Annotated in this window: 25 protein-coding genes and 2 pseudogenes; 4 read left to right on the forward strand and 23 right to left on the reverse strand. The window is 46.0% G+C overall.

The features are described 5' to 3' along the window. Window positions 1-170: 170 nt before the first annotated feature. The 7 genes and pseudogenes from QZ209_RS04265 to QZ209_RS04290 form a co-directional block, all read right to left on the reverse strand. Window positions 171-1,241 (reverse strand): CRISPR-associated protein Cas7, encoded by a 1,071-nt coding sequence (locus tag QZ209_RS04265; protein ID WP_110024351.1) that lies wholly within the window; start codon window positions 1,239-1,241, stop codon window positions 171-173. Between the two features lie 11 nt (window positions 1,242-1,252). Further along, window positions 1,253-2,653, reverse strand: a complete 1,401-nt coding sequence (locus QZ209_RS04270; RefSeq protein WP_294344993.1) for a hypothetical protein — start codon at window positions 2,651-2,653, stop codon at window positions 1,253-1,255. 6 nt (window positions 2,654-2,659) lie between these two features. After that, entirely contained in the window at window positions 2,660-4,831 is a 2,172-nt protein-coding gene (gene cas3 / locus QZ209_RS04275; protein ID WP_110024353.1) for a CRISPR-associated helicase Cas3', read from the reverse strand. A 1-nt stretch (window position 4,832) separates the two neighbouring features. Then, window positions 4,833-5,429, reverse strand: coding sequence for a hypothetical protein (locus QZ209_RS04280; RefSeq protein ID WP_265354161.1), 597 nt, complete (start codon window positions 5,427-5,429; stop codon window positions 4,833-4,835). Window positions 5,430-5,611: 182 nt separating this feature from the next. Then, window positions 5,612-5,689 carry a CRISPR-associated endoribonuclease Cas6 gene (locus QZ209_RS12610; protein WP_366515747.1) on the reverse strand — a complete coding sequence of 26 codons (78 nt, stop codon included), beginning with the start codon at window positions 5,687-5,689 and terminating at the stop codon, window positions 5,612-5,614. 167 nt (window positions 5,690-5,856) lie between these two features. Beyond that, window positions 5,857-6,414: pseudogene (gene cas6 / locus QZ209_RS04285) on the reverse strand (CRISPR-associated endoribonuclease Cas6); the annotation flags it as partial. A 63-nt stretch (window positions 6,415-6,477) separates the two neighbouring features. After that, a complete protein-coding gene (locus tag QZ209_RS04290) occupies window positions 6,478-7,449 on the reverse strand; it encodes a transcriptional regulator (RefSeq protein ID WP_294345003.1) in 972 nt (323 codons plus the stop codon). Between the two features lie 448 nt (window positions 7,450-7,897). Here QZ209_RS04290 and QZ209_RS04295 point away from each other — a divergent pair, with 448 nt between their 5' ends. Together QZ209_RS04295 and QZ209_RS04300 are read left to right on the forward strand one after the other, a co-directional pair. Continuing rightward, complete coding sequence (locus QZ209_RS04295; RefSeq protein WP_294345005.1) at window positions 7,898-8,152, forward strand: type II toxin-antitoxin system Phd/YefM family antitoxin; 255 nt, start codon at window positions 7,898-7,900, stop codon at window positions 8,150-8,152. Between the two features lie 114 nt (window positions 8,153-8,266). After that, window positions 8,267-8,506: pseudogene (locus QZ209_RS04300) on the forward strand (type II toxin-antitoxin system RelE/ParE family toxin); the annotation flags it as partial. A 53-nt stretch (window positions 8,507-8,559) separates the two neighbouring features. Here the strand turns inward: QZ209_RS04300 and QZ209_RS04305 are convergent. From QZ209_RS04305 to QZ209_RS04380, 16 genes are all read right to left on the reverse strand, one after another. Then, complete coding sequence (locus QZ209_RS04305) at window positions 8,560-8,853, reverse strand: type II toxin-antitoxin system RelE/ParE family toxin (protein WP_294345007.1); 294 nt, start codon at window positions 8,851-8,853, stop codon at window positions 8,560-8,562. Continuing rightward, window positions 8,850-9,074, reverse strand: coding sequence for an addiction module protein (locus QZ209_RS04310; protein WP_287373871.1), 225 nt, complete (start codon window positions 9,072-9,074; stop codon window positions 8,850-8,852). The genes QZ209_RS04305 and QZ209_RS04310 overlap by 4 nt, the downstream gene beginning before the upstream one ends. A gap of 210 nt (window positions 9,075-9,284) precedes the next feature. Then, window positions 9,285-11,288, reverse strand: a complete 2,004-nt coding sequence (locus tag QZ209_RS04315) for a helix-hairpin-helix domain-containing protein (RefSeq protein WP_294345012.1) — start codon at window positions 11,286-11,288, stop codon at window positions 9,285-9,287. A 32-nt stretch (window positions 11,289-11,320) separates the two neighbouring features. Further along, entirely contained in the window at window positions 11,321-12,085 is a 765-nt protein-coding gene (locus QZ209_RS04320) for a pseudouridine synthase (protein ID WP_294345014.1), read from the reverse strand. Then, complete coding sequence (gene scpB, locus QZ209_RS04325) at window positions 12,072-12,671, reverse strand: SMC-Scp complex subunit ScpB (protein ID WP_294345016.1); 600 nt, start codon at window positions 12,669-12,671, stop codon at window positions 12,072-12,074. The genes QZ209_RS04320 and scpB overlap by 14 nt, the downstream gene beginning before the upstream one ends. A 50-nt stretch (window positions 12,672-12,721) precedes the next feature. After that, window positions 12,722-13,504, reverse strand: coding sequence for a 1-(5-phosphoribosyl)-5-[(5-phosphoribosylamino)methylideneamino]imidazole-4-carboxamide isomerase (hisA, locus tag QZ209_RS04330; protein WP_294345018.1), 783 nt, complete (start codon window positions 13,502-13,504; stop codon window positions 12,722-12,724). Between the two features lie 99 nt (window positions 13,505-13,603). Then, the gene (hisH, locus tag QZ209_RS04335; RefSeq protein WP_294345019.1) at window positions 13,604-14,209 is read right to left on the reverse strand and encodes an imidazole glycerol phosphate synthase subunit HisH; all 606 of its coding nucleotides are present in this window, start codon (window positions 14,207-14,209) and stop codon (window positions 13,604-13,606) included. A gap of 81 nt (window positions 14,210-14,290) precedes the next feature. After that, entirely contained in the window at window positions 14,291-17,278 is a 2,988-nt protein-coding gene (locus QZ209_RS04340; protein WP_294345021.1) for an NAD(P)-binding protein, read from the reverse strand. A gap of 61 nt (window positions 17,279-17,339) precedes the next feature. Further along, the gene (gene nuoF / locus QZ209_RS04345) at window positions 17,340-19,124 is read right to left on the reverse strand and encodes an NADH-quinone oxidoreductase subunit NuoF (protein WP_294345023.1); all 1,785 of its coding nucleotides are present in this window, start codon (window positions 19,122-19,124) and stop codon (window positions 17,340-17,342) included. Then, entirely contained in the window at window positions 19,121-19,708 is a 588-nt protein-coding gene (locus QZ209_RS04350; protein ID WP_294345025.1) for an NAD(P)H-dependent oxidoreductase subunit E, read from the reverse strand. The genes nuoF and QZ209_RS04350 overlap by 4 nt, the downstream gene beginning before the upstream one ends. Before the next feature lie 243 nt (window positions 19,709-19,951). Further along, window positions 19,952-20,395, reverse strand: coding sequence for a DUF1499 domain-containing protein (locus QZ209_RS04355; protein ID WP_294345027.1), 444 nt, complete (start codon window positions 20,393-20,395; stop codon window positions 19,952-19,954). 137 nt (window positions 20,396-20,532) lie between these two features. Next, entirely contained in the window at window positions 20,533-21,429 is an 897-nt protein-coding gene (locus QZ209_RS04360; RefSeq protein WP_294345029.1) for an AEC family transporter, read from the reverse strand. A gap of 61 nt (window positions 21,430-21,490) precedes the next feature. Beyond that, window positions 21,491-21,766, reverse strand: a complete 276-nt coding sequence (locus QZ209_RS04365; protein WP_294345030.1) for a hypothetical protein — start codon at window positions 21,764-21,766, stop codon at window positions 21,491-21,493. A 30-nt stretch (window positions 21,767-21,796) separates the two neighbouring features. Further along, window positions 21,797-22,015 carry a hypothetical protein gene (locus QZ209_RS04370; RefSeq protein ID WP_294345033.1) on the reverse strand — a complete coding sequence of 73 codons (219 nt, stop codon included), beginning with the start codon at window positions 22,013-22,015 and terminating at the stop codon, window positions 21,797-21,799. Between the two features lie 46 nt (window positions 22,016-22,061). After that, window positions 22,062-23,072 (reverse strand): ferrochelatase, encoded by a 1,011-nt coding sequence (locus QZ209_RS04375; protein WP_294345034.1) that lies wholly within the window; start codon window positions 23,070-23,072, stop codon window positions 22,062-22,064. A 75-nt stretch (window positions 23,073-23,147) separates the two neighbouring features. Beyond that, window positions 23,148-24,230, reverse strand: a complete 1,083-nt coding sequence (locus tag QZ209_RS04380) for an efflux RND transporter periplasmic adaptor subunit (protein ID WP_294345037.1) — start codon at window positions 24,228-24,230, stop codon at window positions 23,148-23,150. 260 nt (window positions 24,231-24,490) lie between these two features. Here QZ209_RS04380 and hisI point away from each other — a divergent pair, with 260 nt between their 5' ends. Both hisI and ubiE read left to right on the forward strand, forming a co-directional pair. Then, entirely contained in the window at window positions 24,491-24,904 is a 414-nt protein-coding gene (gene hisI, locus QZ209_RS04385) for a phosphoribosyl-AMP cyclohydrolase (protein WP_294345038.1), read from the forward strand. Then, window positions 24,888-25,640 carry a bifunctional demethylmenaquinone methyltransferase/2-methoxy-6-polyprenyl-1,4-benzoquinol methylase UbiE gene (gene ubiE / locus QZ209_RS04390; protein ID WP_294345039.1) on the forward strand — a complete coding sequence of 251 codons (753 nt, stop codon included), beginning with the start codon at window positions 24,888-24,890 and terminating at the stop codon, window positions 25,638-25,640. Before hisI ends, ubiE begins: the two co-directional genes overlap by 17 nt. Window positions 25,641-25,654: the final 14 nt, after the last annotated feature.

The following is a 25,654-nucleotide window of genomic DNA, read 5'->3' on the forward strand; positions in this document are numbered from 1 at the left end:
ATCTGATTCAACCGTCACTTCTTCCTGCGTTGCATACGGCACAAAACAGATGGTGTTCTCCTTCCGCTGGAGAACACCGTTCGAAAAGATATAAAACGGCTGTTTTGTCGGGATCGTGAAAGGCATAAGGCAAAATGTATCGGAGATGATTTATGTTATCCCGCGTTATTTTATGACGCTGTGGCAATTTGATACTCATAATCGAACTCACTCATTTTTTTAATCAAAGATTTCTCCGCTTCATCGAGTGCATAAACAGATTCTTTTTTCGTTCTGATATAACCACCTGCAGCTAAAGTGACATACGTTTCAACACCCACCATATCCTCTTCTATTATTGGCTCTGCTTTATTTTCTTCATCTTCCTTCAGTTTTGCCCTAATGCTTCCGGCAATTTTATTCGCATTGTCTGAAATAGAAATAGCCAAAGTTTCCATCAAACTGAACGTACGCGCCTGGTTTGAAGTAATTGACCAGTTAATAATCGCGTTAGCAAGCCCTTTAATCAAGCGTTCACGCTCTTCCCTCGGGGCAAGCAAACACGCACCGAAAACGGTTTCAGCTTCCGTCCATCCGGCTTGGCGCAAATGCGCTTCCGTTTCTTCCGTAATTTCTGGTTCCAATTTGCTCAGAGAAACGCAAAACAACCGGCGCAAATCAATCGCGATGTCCTGAACAAAAAGCCCCGTCGCTCTTCTGTTATCAGGAATCCACTTTCTGTTCAGGCTTCTGTCTTTTCCAAGCAAAAGCTCTGTAATTTCTTCTACGCTTAACGTCTCTCCTTTATCATTCCTTACAATAACTTCATTGTTTGGCCTGTCACTTCGGTCAAAGGAAATATTTTCCGAATCAACGCCTGAAAGCAACGGATGCAGCCCTCTCATTGCCGAGATGGAAAGCGGGCTTCTTCTTTTTAAGGTTCTATCTTTTCCGCCTTTTGCAGCTTTCATCCAGCCCCCGAATAGCTGGTCTGAATATGTCGGATCGCAAGATGCATAGACTTCACCTTCTTTCATCACGCCCTTATTATCCACATCAAATAAAAATGTGGTCGGAGAAGGAACTTGATTCAACTCTTTTGAGAGTGCCTCAAGAATTGAGCGTTTGACCTGTTGCCCGCTGGAATAGGGGATACGGCGGTTGAATTGAGGGTCGTAATATGATTTTTGCCCGTCTGCAACACAAAACACGGTATGCTCCGCTCTTTTGAGCGTTCTAACATAAATGGTGCTCATATTCATTTTTTTAGGGTTTATAAATTTCTTTCTCGCTCTGCATAGGCGTAGTCAAATTTGAGTAGCACGACAAAGTAGCCGAAATCCTCAGCTGACATCAGATGTACTTTATCACGCAGGTTTTTGAACATCTCAAGATTGCTTTCATGAACATCTTTAATCAACGTTGTTAGGGCGTCTAAAAATGGCTTCTTATTTTTAGCAGCTAAAAGTTCGGACTGAATAAGATTTTTTCTATCAGTCTTTGTTGAGCCTTCTCTATACTCATGAAGCGCTTTAGCAACTTCGGCAGTATAGTTAAGGGATTCTTCCTTGTTTTTTGTTATCATCGCTAATAACCATGTTTTATAGGTTCTGAAAGTAATAAGGTTTTCATAATCTTTTTGCTCAACGCTGCTTTTCCTAACTTCATAATCCTCTTCCGACTCTCCTTTTTTTTGAGCCACTCGAGGCTTAGTCATTTTCAGGTTAGAATCTTTGCCATAATATTTTCTCAAGTATTTCGGCTCTAAAGCCTGCAAGCCGATTGACCCTAATTCGCAAGCACGCTTTATATGAAGCCCAAAAAGCGACTCATACGCTTGCCTATCATTTAATGCAACTTGTTCTCCGAACAATACTTTATAGTAATCGGTTATTTTCCTCGCTTGAGAAAAATAAAAAGGATAAAACCCAAGCGTTTTATTTGTTTGACCCAAGCTATAAACATATCCGCTAAAAGTGTGTGCGGGAAATTTATTTGAAATATTAAAAAAGAGTTCACTCCAGTTTATTGTATTGACTTCAATCACTTTATCATTAACGGAAAACACATTTTGTGCATGAAGTCGTGCAAAATCAAAATCTTCACGAAATCGTTTTCTGTAAGCAAAATTCAACCATTGCCCATTCCATGTATTGATTTGATTGCCTTTAAGGTTTTGTAACGTTGGATCGTTCAGGTATTTCCTGTAAATTTTCCAGCCTTCGTAAAGTTTTATCAAAATTTCCGGCTCGTTAAAAAAAACAGAATAACCTCCTGCAACCCCGATACCCAAGCCACCGCCAATCCAGGACAAATAGAGATCTTCTTCTTCAATCTGGAACTCAATATCGGTAACCAACCCGGAGGTTGTAGCGAATTCCTTTTCCTCAGCCGCAGGAAATCCAATAGCAATGCTTGCATCCTTTTCACCACCGGAAATTTTTTGATGTAAATTTGCTAATTTTTCGAATCGTTCCTCAGGTTGTAGTAAATGGGGTTTTTGACCAGATTTCATTTGTACAAACGGTGAGTTTGTAATCCACTGCATGTATTTAGGATGATTGAAAAAGTATTCGAAATAAACTTTATCAAAAAATTCTTTTGCTGAAAGATTTTCCTCAAATCTCTCATTATATGCATTCAAAAATGTTCGACCGACTGTTATCGCTATCATAACACCTTATAAAAATGAGTATTCAACATTATAATTTTCCGGTTTAGCTAAGTCTTCAATAAGGCCTAAATCTCTGCTATATGCTTTATCTGGAATAATAAAAGGAGACGAGCTGTATTCATCCTTGAATTGCTGAAGATCTTTAACGACATAATATCTTGTATGAATCTCCATTTTATAACGATCCTCATAATTTGCCTGCACATAAACCTCCCTATCGGCCTCAAGAATACAGCTCACACTATCAATATCCAATAACTCAAGAAGAATTGCTTTGCTATTATGCGTGAGCTTATCAATGCTCCATTTGCCCGTCTCTTTGAAAACGGAATGTTCTTCGATTGTTAAAAAATCGATCTCGGTAAAAACGTCATCTATTTTCCCCTGCAATGATTTTTCTTCCAACACCTCACCATTTGGCAAAACATCATAACTACGATTGATAAGTTCAATGTCATAGGGTTTTGCTTCTTTATCGTTTTCGGGTGGCGGCAAAACATAAACGGGTTTATATGTGCCGATAGTCTCTTTCGTTCTCCTGCGATTTACCCGGCCAAACCGTTGAATAAGCGCATCCAAGGGCGCTCCTTCCGTAACCATAACGTCAAAACTGAGATCCAGGCTAACCTCGACGACTTGTGTTGCAACCACAATGCATGCCTCAGTAGAAGAGTTAAAATGGCCGTTGGGCTTGCCGTCTTCGGCAAGCCCGAGCAACAGGCGTTCCTTTTCATCTCTATCGCCTTTGGTAAATCGGCTGTGAATCAGGAGAATCGGTGTTTCGGGGAATAGTCTCTTAAGCCTGGTATACTTTTCTTGCGCTGCTTTGACCCGATTGCAAACAACCAGAACTTTTTTCTGTTCATTTACCGATTGTGCGACGACCTCAGCAGCGATCTCCCAACTGTCGATTTTATGAATGATGTGCCGATTGAATTGTTCCTGCTCATTCTCCTCCAGCTGCACTTCCAGTACATTTTCTTTTCCGAGCAAATCAATAATGCGGTTGTAAAGCAGCTTCGGCATGGTCGCCGTCCCGATATGAATATTGCAGCCGAGATGTTTAAGCACCTGAATGATCTTCAGCACAATTGCTCGCGTCACCTCGGTGTAGGTGTGAATTTCATCCAAAATGACATCGCAGCCTTTGATGTCCATAATCATGGCTTCGTAACCGTTTGTGCCGAATGCAATTGCTGCGATTTGGTGAGGCGTGAGAACTTTTACGGCAGCACCGACATGGCCTTGAATAATTTTTTCTTCTCTGGATTTGCCTTCCAATACAATTTTTGAAGCCGCATGGAGTAAGCGAATATCCATATCGGGGTTATCCGTTGAAAGATCATTTTTCACACGCTTATACATGGCATTGATGGAGGCTTGAAATGGCAAGGTATAAAATATCCGCCCTTTACATCTTCTGAACAAAAAGTCCGTCTTCCCTGCGCCGGTGGAGGCCACAACCATCGTATGCTTTTCTCCAGAAGAAGCGCTTTTTAATGAGAGCGGATAAAGCTGGTGTCTGCGATTATAGAAATCAAGCTTTGGGTGTTTAAAAATTCTTTCAAGATAGTCATCCGTCTTATCGGAAAGTGCGGAAGCAAAGTGGTCAGCAGCCATTAAAAGGCCGCGCCATTCAGAATAACCTCGCTCAAGAACAACGTCTTCGCAGTACGCAGCCACCTCATCGTAAGACGCTTGTGCGTCTTCTAAGCTGATGTTGCAAACAGCGATTCCAAAAGCAGAAAGAAGTTTAAGCGCATCATTTTTCCATAATTCCCAATCTTTACAATGCAGTTCGAAAGTGTTATCACGATCCTCAATCAAATCAAGAATACCTTTTCTTCTGGCATCTTCTGCAATAGATTTATGATGTGCAATAACCATCTCAATCAATACAGGATGGAATTCTTTATCAAATAAAGAAATGAAAAAACAAGAGGCAATTTCATGACGAAACGGGGTATCAGGTTTTTTCTTTTCGGTTAAACGTTGCTGAAACACCGTGCTTGCCTTCCCAATATCGTGCAGAATTGCGCCAAGTCTTGCGATTTGTGGACTCATGTTTGAATAGATCGCAATCTTTTCTGCAACATTGCCAACCAAAAGCAAATGTTCGTGTAACGTGGTTTCTTCAGGATATCCTTTAGCTTTTATGTGAGAACAAACCCATTCCATATCAATAATTGTTTTTCACAGGCGTTCCTACAATCTTTATATACCCGAACATTTTTTCATTTTGCTTATATCTGTTATATCCTACGAGAAATGATTGTTCATTCTTTTCAAAGATCAGCTCAAATCCAGAAAACAAACTTTCATCAGAATCAAATTCTTCTTTACTCACCTCTAATATTTCATCACTCGGATAAAGAAGATCTTCATTTCTCGAAAGACAAATATGCTGTTTTGTTGCTATCTTGGCATCATTCGAATTTTGAAAAGCAAGAAACAAAACAGGCTCCAGCATAACGCCTCGAACCAATATTGCATAAGGGCGTTCATAAGATTTGTTGTTTCTTGTGCCTTTCTCGTTCCAACCTCGCGGTTGAATTTGTTCTTGTTGTTGAGATATCTGCTTATAGCTCAGACGATGACCGACAATCTTTTTTATTTCACCATCATCATCTTCGAGCAATTCAGGAAAAAGCTTTCGCTCAATCCCTGTAACTATTGAGGGAGTTAAAAACTGTTGACTAAACGTCTCGCTATCTCTAACAGCAGTCCACGGCTTTATAAATCCAAAAGGACCGGAATATCTAACGATGTAGTACATAGAATTAGTTTTATAACAATCATCAAAACTGTTTCACTTGAAATAGCACACAAAGTATTTCAAACGCTTTAGTTGTTCTTCCTTGTTTGAAAGTCCAACCATACCCACTTGATTTTGTTCATAGGAAAACCCTATGTTTATTTTTTATCGAACAAGATGTTTTTTCGAACAAATCGTATTGTTCATGAGCTAACCTTCACCATTCCGAACCCCATTGAATTGTTCTCCCCGAATCCGCATTCATAGCCGACCTTGACCAATTCGGGATGACCGGTAACCGTAAAGGGACATTGGATCGCCTTGACCCTGGTCTCTCTGCCGTTAGAGTCTTTGATGTAATCAGCTTTTCCACGCTCCTGCCTTTCTCCCGGACCCGGTTCAGATACTCTGCTTCAAACCTAACAGAAAAGGGAGCACCATTCTCAGGAGGTTCACAACCAAATAGACCGAGATACTTAGCCTGAAGGTTGTGCAAAAGAACGTTCGACAGACGTTCATCGTCATAACGTAGATATTCCTTTGTGTTCATGCCCGTTGATGGATCACGATACGCTGAAACTGCAAGAGGCGAAAGCATGGAAAAAGTCATACTTTCCGACCACTCCGGTTCGGAAAGTTTCTCGATACACTCTTTGCCGAACAATGCATTGTGAATCCGCAATGACCCTTCGGCAAACAGGCCGAGAATCAGATGCTGGAGAAACTCTTCCTTCGGCGACGAGAGATAGAACGTTACTTGCCGTGAACGGGAAACAATCTCATCGTTCTCAATTTTGCGAACTGGAATCTGAAGGTTTGAAAAGGTGAAATATTTGAATTTTTGCCGGCTACCTTCCGGAGCATACCCACGATCATGCAATTTAGTTGCATACTCATCTGATGACCGGGTAAGGGTACTGTATATCGTAGCGGCCATGTGGTAGCTGTAATTAAGGGGGATTCGCTCTACCGGCCTTTGCTGTCGTAGTGTTAACTTAAGTCTCATTGCTGTATTATTGATGATTATATTTTGCAATAACACATTGATATTATATCGGACAGGTGATTCCTAACCATACACCACCCCCATCTCCCGAACCTCGCTCCTAACCATATCCCGCAGTTCCTGCGGTTCTAGCACTTCGGCTTCTTTGCCGTAGCGCATGACCCAGCGTTTGATTGCATCGAGACCGCTGACCCGGAAATGAACGGTGATGCTTCCATCGTCATGCTCTGTTATCTGCTGAGAAGGGTGCCACTGCCTTTCTTTGATCCAGGGGGCCTGATAGGCTGAAAAGCGAACGGATACCGTCTGTTCCGTTTCGCCGACAACCTGATCGAATGTTTTCGACAGGAACTCGTCAACTGAAAAGTCAGCCGGTATGTTGAAATGTGTTTTCAGCAACTGCAGCTTTTTGATTCTGCTGACCACGAATGTGCGGATATCCTTGCGAAGCTCGCAGTGAGCCACGAGATACCATGTCTGAGCTCCGTGTGAGTAGTGCAATCGAAAAGGGTGTATCGTCCGCTCCGTCACCGCTCCGCTTGAATGAGCGTCATAGGCGACATGGACCTTCAATCTCTGGCGGATTGCGTCTTCGAGAGTAATGAAATGACGCGAAACATCGTGAGTACCTGCTGGCTGCTCGAAGGAGTAAATGCTGAAGAATTCACTCTCGCCAAGCGTCCCGGGAAGATACTGCAACACCTTGTCGAGAGCCCGGCTGACCTCATTGTAGTAGGGTGTCCCCCGGTATTGAGAGAGAACCTTTTTCGTTGCTTTGAGCGCTTCGGCTTCATCCTGTTCGAGAAACGCGGATGGAAGAAAGAGCCATTTTTCACGATAAAAGTACCCTTTCTTCTTTTTATCGTATTCAATGGGCGCCCGGAGCATATCGCGCATGTACTCGACATCCCGCTGGATTGTTTTCCGGTGAACTTCGAAATACGAAGCCAGCGACGTACAGTTCGGGTATTTATTGTTTCTCAACTGCTCGTCGAGAAAATACATGCGCACAAGTGGAGGTCGAGACTGCTTCATCCCTTTACTGTTTTTTGGTTACAGCACCAGTATACGAGGGAGTATGGGACATCCGCCGCCCCATGAACGTTTTTTCTACACTAACCGCCCAAATATCTTTCCATCTCAACCTTTACAACCCCACCAAGAACTCACAAAAGTTCGCTCCCACACTTCATAACCATCAATATTCCTGACAATTACACATTAGCAATACTATCCGTATTTTTCAATAAAAATACATCAACCCTTTTCAAAAAAACACTAGGGGACGTTGTAAATAATTTGCACTTTATAATCAGAGACGTTCATAACAATCCATACAAATCAGCACTATTGACCATAGCCCTAAAAGCGCTTGCCATCCATTCATGAACGCTTTGCGACAAAAGAATTATTCACAGGGGAATGACTAACCAATCTTTTTTCAGACCGAATTTCATACGATATCCGATCAGGAAGAACACCTATGCATATAACTAATGACATAAAACCCGTCACCTATCTCAAGGCAAAGGTGGCTGATTTGCTGGACCAGATCAACGACACGCACAGGCCGATAATCATCACACAGAACGGTGAACCGAGAGCAGTACTGCAAGATCCGAAAAGCTATGAAGAGATGCAGAATGCTTTGGGACTATTGAAAATACTTGCGATCGGTGAAGACAACATCCGCAAAGGAAACTTAAGGTCACAAGAGACGGTCTTCCAACGATCTTGAAAACCTGCTGAAAAAGCAATCATGAATTCGTCGTATGATATTTTCCGGGCTGCCTCTGCTGAATATGACCTGAAGGAAGTCATAGACTTCATAGCATGAGAAAATCCGGAAAATGCTTCGAAGATAGTGACGGAAATCTGCAAAAAAGCCTCTGAATTGAAAAACTACCCGGAAAGGGGAAGAATTGTTCCTGAATTACAGTCCCAAGGCATTTTTCTTTACAGAGAGCTCCTTATCTCCCCCTGGAGAATAATCTATCGGATCAAAGATACACAGTTCAACGTTCTTTCTGTTCACGACAGCCGACAGAATGTGGAGGATATTCTTCTCGAGCGCCTTATAAAAAGTAGTTAGAATTTGATCATCTGGCCGATGGAGAGAGTCTTTTGAACCACTATTGTATAGTATTAACTCCTGCTTCGACCATATTCAGGGCGTCTTCGCTGATGTTTGATCACCGTGACTCGAATCGTATCGGATTCCAACACGCAGAAATATATAATGTAGGGAAAGCGCCTCATCAATGATCGTCTTATATCACCTTCGACAATCATCCAACGGGTAGGCATGGCAGCAATTCTCAGTACCTGCTTTTCGAATTCATCGAGGAAAGCACTTCCCAACTCTTTGGAGCAGGCATTATAATACTTGACTATCTCACGTAACTCAATCTCGATTGCCGGATGATACTCTACTCTCATTTCCGCAGCCGATCCATCAGTTCTTTATGTGACAGCGGTACAGCTTTCCCTTGTGCGATTTCTTTTTCACGCTGCTTCGCCAAGGCCAGGGCTTCTTTTTCCGACATTTCATTCGGAATAAAATAGGGGTCCTCGAGACTTTCCCATATAGCTTCTGCAAGGACTGCTCTCTCTCTTGGATTCAACCGCAATGCTTCACTTGCTATTTTATCAAGATTCATAAACCTCCTCCTGTTTAACATCATCGGCTCTTTAATACCGGTTTACCCATAAGCCTAAAAAAAAATATAATTTGTTTTCGTGTACTCCTCAAAAAACACATACTAGGGACATACCAGGGGACGTTGTAAATAATTTGCATTTTTTTAGCGCAAAAAAACATCGGTCTCAGTCAAACCTCCTGGTCGATGAAGAAAGCTGTTTGGCAGTGTTTAAAACCTCAAAGCACAGCCCAGGTGATACGATGCAGGGGCGCTGGTGTCCCGCCTATCGTTACCGCTGCCGTAAGCATCACGATCGTCGTACCATGTTTTCGCATATCGGGCGGTCAGCTCGAAATTCTTCCAGAGATCATAGGATAGCAGCGCGAAGAATGCCTCTCCTTTACCATAGTACGATTTCAGGGTAAAGACGAGCGGCAGGTCATCTTCGTAGACATAGATCGCAGAGTCGTAATCATCTGTTTCAAAACGGGTATACCTCGCTTTGAAAGCAAGAGGTCCTTTTTTCAGGACTGCTTGCTGGTAGAGTAACCAGCCATCAGAGTTTTCATCACCGGCAGGATACTCTCCTTCGACAAACTTGATCTCTCCCCTTGTCCTGAGCGTCAGGTTACGAGATACTTTTCCGATCAGGTCAAGACGGGCTTTGTTCGATGTGAACGGAACCGGCTGATAATACTCGAGTCCCGTCCCGTCAAAAAGTTTTTTGGCCTCTTCTTTGTACTGGTTCTGGAGGAGCAATTCCGTCGTGAAAACCGGCGACTGCTTCCAGGTCAGAAACAGCTTCGATTCATCACCTGTCGATGGCAACCTGTAGCGACTGCTGAGTTCGGGAAACCTGAAGATATCGTAGTAAGCCCCTACATGCAGGTTTTTCAGTATATCAGCTTCGAGTCCGATATAATACCCTTCTTCGTTCGCTGCATCGTCGGCACGTTCGGCAAACGCACCGGCAAAAGGTGAGAAAAAAGCATCGTGATAGTCTCTCACCGCCAGTACGGTCCGAATACCTGATGTTATAGGGTAGTCTACACCACCGATCCAGGAAACATTTCCATCCTTTCCCGTCATCGCCGCTTCAGCAAAAACGTTGACCTTTCCTATCAGTACATCCGCTTCGATGCTTCCCATATCCTCCCATCCCGTGTTACCACCTGTTGCTTCAAGCGGAACGGAATAGTCGTACCGAGCCCATGTCCCGCCGACTTTGCCGAAGGTTTCCCCTGAACGAAAGGTATAGAGCAGGTTCATACCCAGGACTTTCTCCGTCACATTATCCCAGTGGTCGATTTCGCTGTCCGTTCGGTGATACCCCGATGTTCGAATTGTCGTCACCACTCCGTCCTTTATCGTAGCATCGACTTCATTGCTGGAATAAAAGGTCGTAAGTCTGAACGGCTTGAGATCGAACGATACCGCTGTTCCCTGCATAAACCCGTTCTCTGCACTTGAAGCATAGGCCTTCAGTCGGCGTCCTGACAGTTTTACCCCGAGAGGATCGACTCCTTTTGAAAAATACCTACTCTGGCCGAACAGCAATCCCTGACCTATCGCAACGGTGTAGTTTCCAACGATAAACTGCTCTACCGCTCCTGAACCGTTATAAACCATGCTGAGAGAGGTAAAATCATCGATCTCCGGTTCTCCGACATCTTTCTCCATAACCCCGTTGAGGGTTATCTCGTCATAGGTGACAGACAGCCGGTTATAGAGTTTATAATTATCACCCCTGTATTTTCCAGCAGCTATTCCCTGCCTTTCCGGGATTTCACTGAAATACCTGCTGTACCAGACACCGCTTATCCCGGCTTTTTCTTCCCGTGCTTTCATCGTTACCGGTGTGAACGAAAGGTATGGTGCAATCCGTCTTGCCATATCTGTCCCTAGAACTTCGTCAAGCTGTTCCGCCGCTGTCAATTGCCCGTTCTCTTCACGAAAAAGTATAATGCTTCGGGCATCATCTGGCGTAAGAAAAGGTATCAGGAGAAGATCTTCAGCAGTTGCCGTATTGACAGGAATCTTCTGTTTTTTCAGTTTCTCGAGCTCGTAAAGAAGCTGCTCGATATCGCCGGGCATATCACTTTGATCAAAAAGGGCCTGAATATCGTCTTCGGCAAACACAGAAGCAGGTAAAAAGTGGGGTATACTGCAAAAAACAATAAAAAAAAGCGCGGCAACTACATGATGCCGCGAAAGAAAAGAAGATAAACTCATAACCAAAGAAATACTTGTACATTAATAACCGTTCAAGGTGAAGCGCCTCCCTGCTTGAGCTGTTCGACTTCGCCGGAAGTCAGGTAACGCCACTCCCCTCTGCGAAGTTTTCCCGCCCGCAATCCTGCATAGGCTGTTCTGTCAAGCTTTTTCACCTCATAGCCCAGTGACCGGAACATCCTTCTGACCTGATGATTCTTGCCTTCATGCAAGGTTACCAAGACTTGCAAGCCTCCCTGAAGGATTTTCGCTTTGCACGGATTCGTTTTTTCTCCGGTATCTTTCAAACGCATCCCCCCGGTAAGTACAGGTAGTTGCTTTACCTGAAAGGGTACATCCAGTTCCGCCAGGTATTCCTTGTCCACACCCGATGAAGGATGCATCAGGCGATGCGCCAATTCACCGTCGTTGGTGAGGAGGAGCAATCCTGTAGTTTTTCTGTCCAGTCGACCGACCGGAAAGACTCGCTCCCTGACATCCACCAGGTCGAGAACCTTTTCACGGTTCTTCTCGTCCCGGTTTGTCGTGATATAATTTCTGGGCTTATTCAGCAAAATATACACTTTTTTTTCTTCAGGCAAAGCAAGAATCTTACCCCCGACAACAACTTCATCCGTCCCAGGACGTACAGTGATTCCCGGAGTCCTCTCGATGCTACCGTTCACCATTACCTGCCCGCTTTCGACAAGCCTGTCGGCTGCACGCCTCGACGCTACCCCGCACAGTGCGAGGTATTTATTGATTCGTATCGCTGTGTTGGAATTCGTTTCGGAAGTGAGCGTATTATGTTTCTTCATTAAACGTTGTTTCTTCTGATGACGCGAGGTAGTCCTGTATCTCCTTATCCTGAACAAGCTCCTTGATCTCCCTGAGTTTGGGAAGATCCTCGAGTGAGTGAAGACTGAAAAAATCCAGGAACTCCTTTGTTGTTCCGTATAAAAGAGGTTTTCCGGGAGTATCCGCTCTACCCCGAACATCGATAAAGCCACGCTCGAGTAGCTTGTTTACGGCATAGTCGGGGCTGACGCCTCGAACCTGCTGAATTTCTCCTCTGGTAACCGGTTGCCGGTAGGCAATAACGGCAAGAACCTCAAGGGCGGACTGTGAAAGTTTTCTCTGGATCTTAGGAGCTAACATTTTCTTCAGAGTGGGCTCGAGTTCAGGGAGCGTCAAAAAACGGAACCCACCTCCTATACCGACAATCCTGAAACACCTTCCTGCAGAGGCATAGCTTTCATTCAGCCTCTCGACACATGCTTCAATTTCAGCAGCAGAAAGTTTTTCTTCGAGTACCTGCCTGATGTCCTGTGGGGATATCGACTCCTCGGAGGCAAAGATCACCGCCTCTATCTTTTGTTCAGTGGAAGGATCTTTTTGCGGCATGTCGCTCCCGGTATGATTGCGTTCCCGAAGGCCTGTTGATTAACTACAGATCAGGAACAACACTCTTTTTTCAAAGCTGATGAAAAGTTACGGTCGATGTCCATACCCTTCTCATAATTGTACCAGAGCTTCTGACATGGAAAATTGGTTTCGTAAAGGGCCTTGCCGATTATGACCGAGTCCACCCCGTATTGCTCGAGCTCACGCAGCTTTTTCAAGTCTTCGGAATTTGTTACCCCACCCGATGCAGTAACCTTCATTCCCGCTTTCATTGCAAAACGCTTGGTGCTATCGAAGCCAACTCCCTGCATCATGCCGTCACAGGATATGTCGGTGTAAATAATTCTCTTAACACCTCGTTTTTTCATTTCAAGAGCGAGCTCGTAATCTTTCATTCCGCTGCTCTCGGTCCACCCTTTGATTCTGGGAACACCGTTTTGAGCATCGATACCCACCACAATCTGCGATGACGAGTACCTTTTGAGCAGCTCTTCGACAAGCTCAGGATTCGTTACAGCCGCTGATCCGATTACGACCCTGCTGACACCGATTTCAAGGTATTGTGCAACTGTTTCAAAAGAACGGATCCCACCGCCAACCTGCACGGGTATATCGAGTGTCGTGACAATCTCCTTAATCTTCTCGAAATTTACCGGCTTGCCGGTCAATGCTGCATCAAGATCGACGACATGGATCATTTTAGCGTTCTGCTTTCGCCATATAATCGCCATGTCGCAAGGATTGTCAAGATAAATCTTCTTTTTGTCGAACTCCCCGCGGGTAAGTCTGACACATTTTCCTTCCTTTATATCTATAGCCGGAATAATCAACATATTACTTCTCTCTGGACATTTACCAATTAGTACTATCTAAACCGGGCGCTTTTACGCCCCCTTTAGTCTTTATCATCGACGCCTGACAATCCGCTCAATTTAGCATTTTGCGAAGTTTTCAAGCACTTTCAACCCTACATCTGAACTTTTTTCAGGATGAAACTGTAGAGCGAAAATACCATTTTTTTCTATGGCTGAACAAAAATTCTTTCCTGCGAACAAGGTCGTTGCCGCTATGTCTTCTTCATGTTCGGGCTCACAGTAATAGGAATGCACAAAATAGAAAAAAGAGTTGTCCGGTATGCCCTCGAACAAAACACTTTCTTTGCTGAAAGCCACCGAATTCCACCCTATCTGCGGAACCTTTTCGGTATCGCTCTTGAAACGAACAACTTTTCCCGGCACAAAATCAAGGCCTTTGTGCATCCCTCTCTCTTCACTCTGTGACAAAAACAACTGCATACCGAGACATATACCAAGCACCTTACGGCCTTTATCGATATGCTCTGACAGTGCTTCGCTGAAACCCGAAGCGTTGAATGAACGTATCGCGTGGCCAAATGCACCAACACCGGGAACCAGCACTTTTTCATAGTTCACCAACAGTGATGCATCACTGCTCACTATTGTTTTCACTCCAAGATACTCGAATGCTTTCTGTACTGAACGCAGGTTCCCGGCGCCGTAGTCAGCAATAAAAATCATAAATCATCATAACGTTACAACTGGACTGTAAAAAAACTTTCGCATCTATCCAACAAGAAAAATATGCGCTTTCACAAATGCTCAGCTGCAACTGCACTGACATTTGTGCTCATACATCCCGATAGCCTTCAAGTGTTCGGCAAAGGCCCTTTCCCTGCTATCCGTCACAACGCTTTTGAGTACAGGCTCGAGACCCGACCTGCGCAATCGCTCTGCATGTTCAGGGCTTCTGATCATTGACAACTCCTCGATCTTATCTGCAAGCTGATTGCGCAAAGTATCGAGCGCAGCCAACGACTTCTCTCCAGCCAGCTCGGCAAGCAGGACATGGCAATCAAGCTCGTGATCTGACTTGGGAAGGACTGCTCGAACGATACCAAGATCACCGTCACGATTGATCATCATGCCTTCGGTCCGTAAAGGATGAGGAAGCACAAAATATGCATCGGCATTTCCTTTTGAAGGGTTGACCTCGATCACTCTCTGGCCATCCGTTGTTTCGATCTCCGTCCCGACAAGAAGCACAGTATCTGCGCTCAGCGATTCTCCTTTTTTCAAGTCCGTTGCCTGCAGTCGCTCCAGAAGTGCGACATTGGCCTCTCCCGTTTTTTTGCCGTATTCTCCCCGACGCTTCACCTCGGAGTCCGTATGTTCATCGAGAAGATAAAAAAGCTTTCCGTTGAAGCTTCTCGCAAGACATGCGGCTGCATAGGTTTGCTCTATGGTAAGCCTTGGTGATATCACAACAGCGAGTTCTCCTGCTGCTGCAAGAATCTCCTTTGCATCCTCCACCGACGACTGATCTACCTGGCTCTCCTTACCGTCGAGAAGTTGATAGCCGAATCGTCCTTCTGCACAGATGACCGCATTGTTGACCGGATCTCCATCAACACTTGTCACCCTGACCACCCGCTCTTCTGCCGTAGCCACGTTCAGGCCGCACCCTCTACTGCACGAGGTACAGGTAGTCATGGTCTCCACTGCCACCCACGGCCCAGCTTCTTTTCCGGTATTCGGTGCAAGCGCTCCCGTAGGACAGACATCGATGCACATACCGCATGCATCACAGCCGGTCAACTGCAGGGGATCATCGAAATTAGGACCAACCCTCGTTCCAAAACCACGATCGATAAAACTCAATGCACCTATCCCCCTGACCTCGAGGCAGACCCTCACACAGCTTCCACAGGTAATGCATTTATCACCCTCGATTTTTATGAGTGGGTGGCGGGTGTCGTCGTTGTATTTTCTTTTTTCACCTGTAAAACGCTTCTCATCGGCACCATACTCGGTTGCATACTTTCTCAGATCACAATCAAAACGGGCATTACAACCGCATTCTATACAACGTGATGCCTCGGCCATTGCCTGTATCTCATCCAGACCTTTGTTGATAGCGTCCCATCCCCCGTCTTTCAACCGTTCTTCGGATGGAAAGACCGTATCCTCGACCCTTTTCTTGTGGGTGTAGCGGGGTGCGAAATCCTCCATCTCCAGTTCTTCAATTCGGCCGAGAGAAATGGCGTACTCGTTTTTCAGCTCTACATCCGCACCTGCCAAATAGAGGTTGATCGCTTTTGCGGCGCGCTGCCCTTCTCCAACCGACCGTATAACCGTATTGGGACCAAATGCACAGTCACCTGCTGCAAAGACTCCTTCCCGAGTGGTTACGTTTGTGTTTTCATCGTAAACGAAGGTGTTCCAGCGTGTCGTTTCCGGTTTTTCAGCGTCTTCCTGTATACACGATACATCAGGATCCTGACCGATCGCACTGATGATCAGATCGAATGGCAGATCTTCTTCAGATCCTTCGATCGGAACAGGACGTCGCCGCCCAGATTCGTCGGGATCTCCCAGTTTCATCGAAATTACCCGAAGATGAGACGCCCGGCCATCGCCATCGAGAACAACTTCGGTCGGCGCTGTCAGAAAACGGAATTCGACGCCTTCTTCCATGGTCTCTTCCTGCTCCATCGGTAATGCCGGCATTTCAGCCTGAGTCCGCCTGTACAGCAGTGTCACCTCCGCACCGAGACGGCGTGCTACACGGGCACAGTCCATCGCTGTATCACCACCTCCGATGACCGCTACGTTCTTACCGACTTCGACAGGCTCTTTCAGCACAACCTTCCGTAGAAAATCAATCCCCCCGATTACTCCTTCGGCATCATCATTGGGCACTCTCATCGGTTTTGCCAGATGAGCACCGATAGCCAGCAAAACGGCATCGAAACCATCTTCTTTCAAACTGGCGATGGTAAAATCTTCACCGAGCTTTTTCCCGGTTTGCACATCGACGCCAAGATCAAGAATCGCCTGAATCTCATTATCGAGCAGATCCCACGGTAACCGGAATCTGGGTATTCCATACCGTACCATCCCGCCCAGTTCCGGAAGGGCCTCGAAAAGCACAACAGCATGTCCCATCTGGCGCAGATAATATGCCGCACTCAACCCGGCAGGTCCGCCACCGACAATTGCGATGCGCTTTCCCGTGTCCGGAGCTGTTTCAGGCAAAAACGCCCCGTTCTGCAGCTCGTATTCCGCTGCAAAACGCTTCAGCGGATTGATCGATACCGGCTCGTCAACCAGCCCCCTGCGGCATTGCGATTCACAGGGGTGAGGGCAGATCCTGCCGCAAACAACCGGCAGTGGATTCGACTTTTTAATAAGCCTTACCGCCGCTTCGGGGTTGCCGTTGGCTATGTGGGCAATATATCCCTGAATATCGACATGTGCCGGGCAGGTAGCTTCACAAGGAGCGACACAATCGCCTACATGGTCGGAAAGCATCAGCTCCAGAGCCATCTTTCTCGCTTTTGTGACTTTTTCACTGTCTGTCCGGATTACCATTCCCGGTGTGATCTGCGTACTGCAGGCAGGCAACAGCCCCCGCGCTTTTTCAACTTCCACCACACAGAGGAAACAGGAAGCGTATGGCTTCAACCGGTCATCGTGACAGAATGTCGGAATGTGAATGCCGTTGGCCTTTGCAACGGTAAGAATAGTATCTCCGGCAGAAGCTTGAACTTCTTTATCATTAAGGGTAACGGTAACGATCTCACTCATGATTAATCACCTTAATTGGTCGTTTCAGATAGCGTTTGTATATGCATTCAGGTTTCAGGTATTATTGAACCTGAATAGCGTCGGAGTTACAGACCTCGACACACATACCGCAGTTAATACAAAGTTCCATGTCAATCACCCAGGTCTCGGGCTTTTTAACAACACCGGTTATCGCATCCACCGGGCAGTACCGTTGACAAATCGAACACCCCGTACAGGATTCCGGCATGATGGTATGGGTTATAAGACCCTTACAGACGCCGGCAGGACAACGTTTTTCTTCTACATGAGCGATGTATTCTTCCCGGAAATACTTCAGCGTCGTCAGGACCGGATTCGGTGCGGTCTGTCCAAGGCCACAAAGGCTGGACGATTTTACCTGGTGGGCAACTTCTTCCAACGTATCGATGTCCTCCATCGTTCCTTCTCCATCACAGATTCTACTGAGCAGCTCTTTCATGCGAAGAGTTCCGATTCTGCAGAATGTACATTTACCACACGATTCAATCTGGGTAAACTCAAGGAAATACCGGGCTATATCGACCATGCAGGATTTGGTATCCATGACGATCATGCCACCCGATCCCATGATCGCACCTGTTGCATTCAAAGCTTCATACTCGATGGGTGTATCGAACAGCGATTCCGGAATACAACCCCCGCTGGGACCGCCAAGCTGAACCGCTTTTATCGGATACCCGGTGGATGAACCGCCGCCGATATCATAGAGCACCTGCCGAATGGTCATGCCCATGGGAACCTCGACGAGTCCTCCCCTTTTAATAGCTCCGGCAAGGGCAAACACTTTGGTTCCTCTGGATTGTTCGGTACCGATATCAGCATATGCCGAGCCGCTGTTTTCTATAATCCATGGAAGGTTGGCAAGAGTTTCGACATTGTTTATAATCGTCGGTTTCCCAAACAAACCTTTAACCGCCGGAAAAGGCGGACGAATACGGGGCATTCCACGCTTACCCTCGATAGAAGCGATCAGAGCGGTTTCTTCACCGCAAACAAAAGCTCCTGCACCCTGTTTGATTCTGACATCGAAATCAAAACCGTACCCCAGGATGTTTTTCCCGAGAAATCCTGCCTCGCGGGCATCCTCGATCGCTTTACCGAAATGTTCGACGGCGAGAGGATATTCCGCACGGATATATGCATACCCTTTGGTAGCCCCGATAGCATACGCCGCGACAAGCATTCCTTCAAGAACGCTATGAGGATCTCCCTCAAGCAACGAGCGGTCCATGAATGCCCCCGGATCTCCCTCGTCACCGTTGCAAATAAGGTATTTTTCTTCTCCTTCCGCAGAACGTGCAAAGTTCCATTTCACGGCTGTAGGAAATCCTGCCCCGCCTCTGCCGCGTATACCCGCGGTTTTCACTTCTTCGATGACCTGTTCCGGAGTCATTCCTTCCTCGAGCATTTTTTCAACAGCTTTGTATCCACCCCGCTTTCGATACTCCTCGAAAGATTTCGGATCAATCTGCCCTACGTTGCGCAATACGATTCTGGTTTGACGCGTAAGATAATCAGCCCCATTCATCGACAAACTCGAACGAAGCAGATGATCGGTCTGAAGGTCACCCTCTCCCTGATGAAAGCCGAGAATCGAAGGAATATTTTTTTTATCGACTTTTCCGTAAAGAAATGCATCCCCTTTGTCATCGATGATTTCAACCATCACTTCCTGATGACACATCCCGACACATCCAACGGTTTTCATCTCGGCATCGGGTGCCATACTCCTGAATGTATTGTACACCTCTTTGGCCCCTGCCGCTATACCACAGGTCCCTTCACCGACAATGATCGTCAAAGGTTTTCCTTGCTGAGAACTCATTGCTGAACCTCCTTTTTCTTTACATCGGACGACTTCTTTTGAGGAGCATCGGCTTCACCCTTTTCTTCTCCATGACCCGGAAGAAACTCGCCATGCTTGCGCGCATGTTTTTTCAGACTTCTCTGCGCATCGGCTCCTTTGAGGTTCCCGAACGTCTCCTCTCCGATAACCATGACCGGAGCAAGACTGCAGCACCCAATGCACGCTACATCCTCTATGGTATAACTTCCATTGGAAGCCGTATCCTCTTCTTCTTCGGTAATTCCAAGGCTTTGACGAAGTGCGGTATTCAAACGATCAGCACCGCTGACATGACAGGCAGTACCATGGCAGACTTTAATCACATGTCGTCCGACAGGGTCCAAACGAAACTGGGAATAGAATGTTGCAACGCCAAAAAGCTGACTGGCACTGATGTCGGTTTCGGATACAATGATATCCATTGCTTCTCTGGGCAAATAACCGTACTCGTTTTGAACAGCCTGGAGCAAAGGAACCGCCGCAGAAGCATCACTTCCGTTTTCAGCAATCCACTTCATTACCAATGCTTTATCGACGGTAGCTACCAGGGAGTTTTGTTCCACGAAATATCCTCCTTGTTAGTGGTTCGCAATAACTCTCTTGACTCAGAACAATAAATGCCCACTCATCTCCATCGCTCAAGCAAAAAAAGACCGGTAGAAATGAAACAGGCAAATGTTTTGTTCAATCATCGATGACCGTGTTTCGGGAAAATCACCCCGTCACAGTCGCAGAAGGTCAAAACTCTTATAATAAGAGAAAATAACGGTGATTCAAAAAAATAACTTCAGAAGGGTGAAGAACCACTATTGTTTTCCGGCAAACCTTCGGCGAATATCATCCACACGGCTGCTGTTAACGCCAAGATCGGAAAAGCCGAGCCTCGAAGACGAACGTACATGGATCACTTTACCGGTTTTGTCCAGACGAAATTCAACATCATCGACAAACCCGAACAGGGGCACTGTGAACGTCGACCAGAGATACTCATTTTCCTCACTCTGCACAGCGCCACCCATATCGTCAATGATTTTTTTCAGAAGCGCCCACGCCTTGTCATCATTCATCGATTCATAGGTTATGGGTTCTACCCATTCCTGGCTTTCAGGATTTTCACTGCATACACAGTTTGGTGTTCCAGGACAGGGTCTCAGCTTTCCGTCAACCATTCGTGGCTTTTCGGATAGCTGCGGCCAGAACCCGGAAACGGTATTCGTGACGGCTTTCAAAGCATCGTTCAATATGTCCATGGCGTTGTCTGGTTGGGTTTATTTGGAATCATCATTTGCACAGCACACTTCACTTGAACACTTACTATCAGTACACCTCTCCCTAAAAAGTGCCCCGCCTTTTGATAAAATATACTCTCCTTTTCCCGAATAAAACATCACAGTATCATCCACCACAGCGGTAATGTCAGAAAAGAAAGCACGACTCCTACCGCCACCATCATGTTAGCCAAAGGAGGGTCGATACCGTGCTCCGTCGCGATGATTCCCGCCGTGATCATTGGTGGCATTGCCGCCTCGAACACGGTCACCTTTATCGGTAGCCCGTCCAGTCCAAACAAGTGAATATAGAGAACATAGAAAAAGAACGGTGCAAGCAAAAGTTTGAACCCCAAGCCGAGAAAAAGGTTGAAAACGTTTCCCCTGAAATGAACAGGGTTAAGCTGATAACCCACTGAAAACAAAGCAAGCGGCGCCAGGGTATCTCCCAGGCGACCAAGGACCGCACTGAACCATAACGGGTAATCAACCGGGATCAGCACAAGGGCGGCAAGCAGGGCGATGAAGGGAGGGAAAAAAGCTATCCTCTTCAGAATGTCTCCTGCCGAAGGTTTGTCGTCGGAGTAAATTCCGGCGACGGTTATCCCCAGAGTCGACAACACCATGAAAGAACCGAGCTGATCGACAATAATGCCACTCCCGATTCCTGCTTCACCGTAAAACGCTTCGATCATCGGTAGACCGAGAAACGAAGTATTCCCGAGCCCACCGGTCAACATCAGAGCTCCGACAGTTGTTCTCGGCAGATTGAAAAATTTCCCGAGAAGCAGGAAAAACAATGCCCCGAATCCGAAATGCAACCACGGCATGGCTGCCATGTACAAGACATCGGCCGAAATGCTGAGATCATGAATGTAGAGTAACACCACCGCCGGAAGTGATACATGAATGATGAAACCGTTGAGTACAGACGGCGTCGTTTGAGGCAGTTTTCCGAAGGCCCGAAGCAGTCCCCCTGCAACGAAGCAGACAATAAGGAGTAAAAGATTGTGCATGTACTTGAATAAATGAGGGTTTCCCCTGTTACGTTTTTTTCCATCGACTTTCTCACCATGATCACGGTAGCAATCCCTGCAGGTTTTTTACCGTAACCTTTCTTCGATCGCTCTCGACTCCAAGCCATTCGATTGTGCTCATTTCACTCGAAAAGACAGCAAGTCCGACAGCTTCACTCGTTGCATTCTCGATGTAAACCGCTCTTTTCTCATCGATACACAAACGGATTCTCTCGGAACGAAAACATTTTCCAACCATTGGCCCGAACAAATCTTCATGCTCATCAGCCAGATCTACCCATGCATCAACATCTGTTTCTTCGGAAAATCCAGACAATTTTTTCTCTTTTCCACTTTTTATCAAGGCCTAACGCATAACTTTTTTCCTGTATTCTTCCAGACTTGCCGTAAGACAACTGACAAGTTCCGTTGCAACGCGCAATATCTGTTTCTGGTCAAACTCCTGTTTTCTCATCTGCTGATAAAACTGTCGCGCCAGATTCACGGCAAGCGCCTCGGGATTTCTACCTGAAACGACGATGGAATCAAACGTGAAGACTACGTTATCGTCATGCTTACCTTGCATGGGAACCTCCTTTTACTGTTTGTGGTTATCGGCAAAATCTTTTTCGCTATGAAAATTTCAGGCCTATCACCTGTTCAGCTGCAGAGACAATTCTATCGGCAAGAAATTCTGTAAAAATCTCGGCATCGTTGATACAAGGAATATACGTCGTTGCTGAGAGCCCGCATCCTTCAAGCACATGCATCGCATTCAGGATAGTTTCATTTCCTTCGGCAAAATAACCGGCATTGAACAGAACGACAGGTCTTGACGGGTCTTTTTTCATCGCCTCGAGCGTCTCTTCGAGTGACGGAGATGTCCACTTTCCTCCGACATCGTGGTTGAGATAGGAACAGTAAACATCCCGAAAAGGATTTCTTGCATCATTCATAATCGACATCCGCAATGTTTCGCCAAACATCGTTGTTTCCTGTTGCCCGGTATGAAAGAGCGGAGAATTCCCCTGAGTGTCTGCGATAAGTGTACCATGAAAACAAAGCACAAGAACCGGTTCATCTTTTTCTTTTTTCCGGGTCTGCCCTGTATGCTGAAAGATATGATCGAGATACACCTCCGAAAGTCTCTTGTCTCTCCATAGGCGACTGATAATTTTTACACCTGAAAGATCATATTCCTTACTCCTATCGTTAAGAAACCAGCAGATCGATCCACAGGTGAGCCGATTATCCACAGGTGACATGTAGAGCATGATCTGAGCATCGTAATGCCGGGTATCCTTGACAACATCCTCCATAAATGGTGCGGTTACCGAAAAAGCCGGAAAAACTTCGAAAGATAACGGTTCCGATGCATCCTGGTAGCGGGCAAGCTTAGCTGCAATTCCTGCAACCTGTTCACGGGTGACCCTGTTGTGAGGAGATGCATAGCGTAACTTGGTAAACCTCACCTTGTTTTTCAGGCCCGACATGATGGATATCAACAACTGAAAGGGTTTGGGAAGCATCATGACTTCTGATGCATGAGCCAAGGTATGACGAGTCATGGAAAAGTTATCCAAAAAACCGTCGGTTTCCGCCTCTCCGTGAGCGACAATGATAACGGCGACTTTTTTCACCATCGGTGCTGAATATCTCACTATTACGGGACAAATGACAGGTCTTCGAATCGAATCCGACAACACGTCCAATCTGCCTCAGCCATCGGCATTTTTAAAAACCTTCGCCTCCATTCCCTGCCTGAACTTCTCTTCGGGTTTGACAACAACGCTGTCCCCTTGAACCAAACCATCGAGCACCTCGACGAAACGGCTATCTTCTGCACCACTTGTGATAGCCTGCTTCTGCAGCTTTCCTTTTTCTACCTTCCATACATAGTCCTGCCGCATTTGTTCGAGTACGGAACTTTTCGGGACAAGTAACGCTCCTTTGCGGACATTGTAGACTATGTTTGCCGTCGCCGTCATCCCGACCTGTAATCCCTCGACAGGTTCATCGAGCTCCAGGTACACCTTCGACGTCTTGGTGATCCTGTCCGTCTCGGGAACTATCCGGGAAACAACGGCAGAAAAACGCTCTTCCGGCAATGCGTCCAACGCCACAGTTGCAACCTGACTTTTTTTCAAGCGCGGAACATCGAGTTCATCAACTTCAACATTGATGACATAGCTATTCGTATCGATAATTCTCGCAACAAGCGTATTCGCGACAATGTAATCCCCGACTTTCGCGTCGAGCAGGGCCAGCACACCTGCAAGAGGAGCATTGACCTGCTGTTTTTTCAGATCATCCCTACGGCTTTTCAGCTGAACATCTCGCTGTTGCAGCTTTCTTTTCGCCAGTGTGTATTCTCTTTCCGCATCATCCAACTCCTGTACCGAAACAGCCCCGGCTTTGAAAAGGTTACGGCTTCTCTTCAGTTTTACCTGTAAATCATCCGATTTCGCCTTCTGCTCCGCATACGCTGCCTCCGCCTCTTCGACAGCAAGATGCAGCCGACGGTCATCGAACGCAAGGACAGTACTGCCTTTTTCCAGCCACTCCCCCTCATATGCCCCGATAAGACCCACCGTTGCGGAGATTTCGCTACGGAGATCGGCCATCGCATCGGCATCGACATAGCCGGTTGCGTAAATTGCTTCTGTAAGCTCCATCTTTTTTACGGTAGAAACCTCTACAGCAACGGTGTTTCCCCTTGTAACGAGATAGATAACCGTTACAAGGAAAACAATTCCCAATACAACGGTATACTTGGGCAGTATCTTCTGTAATGTCTGCATAGATGCCGGAAAAGCTTTAGAATGCTGATGTGGAAGTTAAGGGTTTCAAAATTTTTCTCCTTACCAACCTTGGTTTTTCCAGATTTTTATCAATCTTTAGGGTCTAAACAACTTACACCGAACGATTATCGAATGCACGGATCGGTTGCAAAGACAGAAGATTACGTATCTATCGAAACGCTCGGTCTTAGAAAAAAATACATATGTAAAGGGTATCGGTGCCTGAAAACACCGGCAATCGTAACTAACTTTCCGAGTTTATGAGCACTCCTCAAGATCTTCAAAAGGGCTTTCTGGAAACAGTCAAGTTTGATGCCAACGGTCTGGTTCCGGCTATTGTTCAGGACCATGAAACCGGCAAGGTTCTGATGATGGCCTGGATGAACCGTGAAAGTCTTGAAATGACTTTGAAAGAAGGAAAGGCCTGCTACTGGAGCCGAAGCCGTCAAAAACTTTGGCTCAAAGGGGAATCATCGGGCAACATGCAGGAGGTCCACGATATACTTATCGACTGTGATGGCGATACGTTGCTACTCAAGGTTTCCCAGAAAGGTGGAGCCTGCCACGTAGGGTATCACTCTTGCTTCTATCGAAAGGCGAAAAAAGATCTTTCTCTGGAAATCTGCGATACATTGATGTTCAATCCCGATGACGTTTATGGTAAAAAAAGCTGAAAAGCCGATTCACCGGCAGGAAGAAGCCGCGCAGTCCCTTTTCAGATCGAAGTCGCGCGCTTCGATACAGCACATGTTCGATGATGTTGCGCCCACGTATGACTTTCTCAATCATCTCCTGAGTCTTGGGATCGACAATTACTGGCGTTCTTATACGGCCAAGCAAGCAAAACTGCTTATAGGAAAAGAAAACCAAAACCCGAAAATCCTCGATGTCGCAACAGGCACCGGCGATCTTGCACATGCCATGTCAGGGATTCCTGGATCGGTGGTTACAGGTGTGGACATTTCAGCGAATATGCTGGCGATTGCAAGGAAAAAATATCAATCCATCACGTTCAGAGAAGGATATGCAGAAAATCTTGCCTTCGAAGACGAATCGTTCGATATTGTCAGTGCAGGATTTGGCGCAAGAAATTTCGAAAACCTGCTGCAAGGACTCAAGGAGTTTCATAGGATTCTCAAACCTGGTGGTCATGCTCTGATCATAGAGCCCATGATTCCCAGAAACCCTCTGTTGAAAAAACTCTATTTGATTTATTTCAAGAAGGTTCTTCCGAAAATAGCGGGGCTTTTCAGTAAATCAAGCTTCGCCTACGACTATTTACCACACTCGGTCGAGGAGTTTCCACAAACAGAGGCGTTCCTTTCGATTGTAAAAGATGCAGGATTCCGTAAAGCCGAATACCGTCCGATGACTTTTGAAACATCGATACTATACATAGCAAAGAAGTAGATCCGGTTTTCCCT

This window comes from Prosthecochloris sp., from assembly GCA_015482705.2.
Lineage (GTDB): Bacteria > Bacteroidota > Chlorobiia > Chlorobiales > Chlorobiaceae > Prosthecochloris.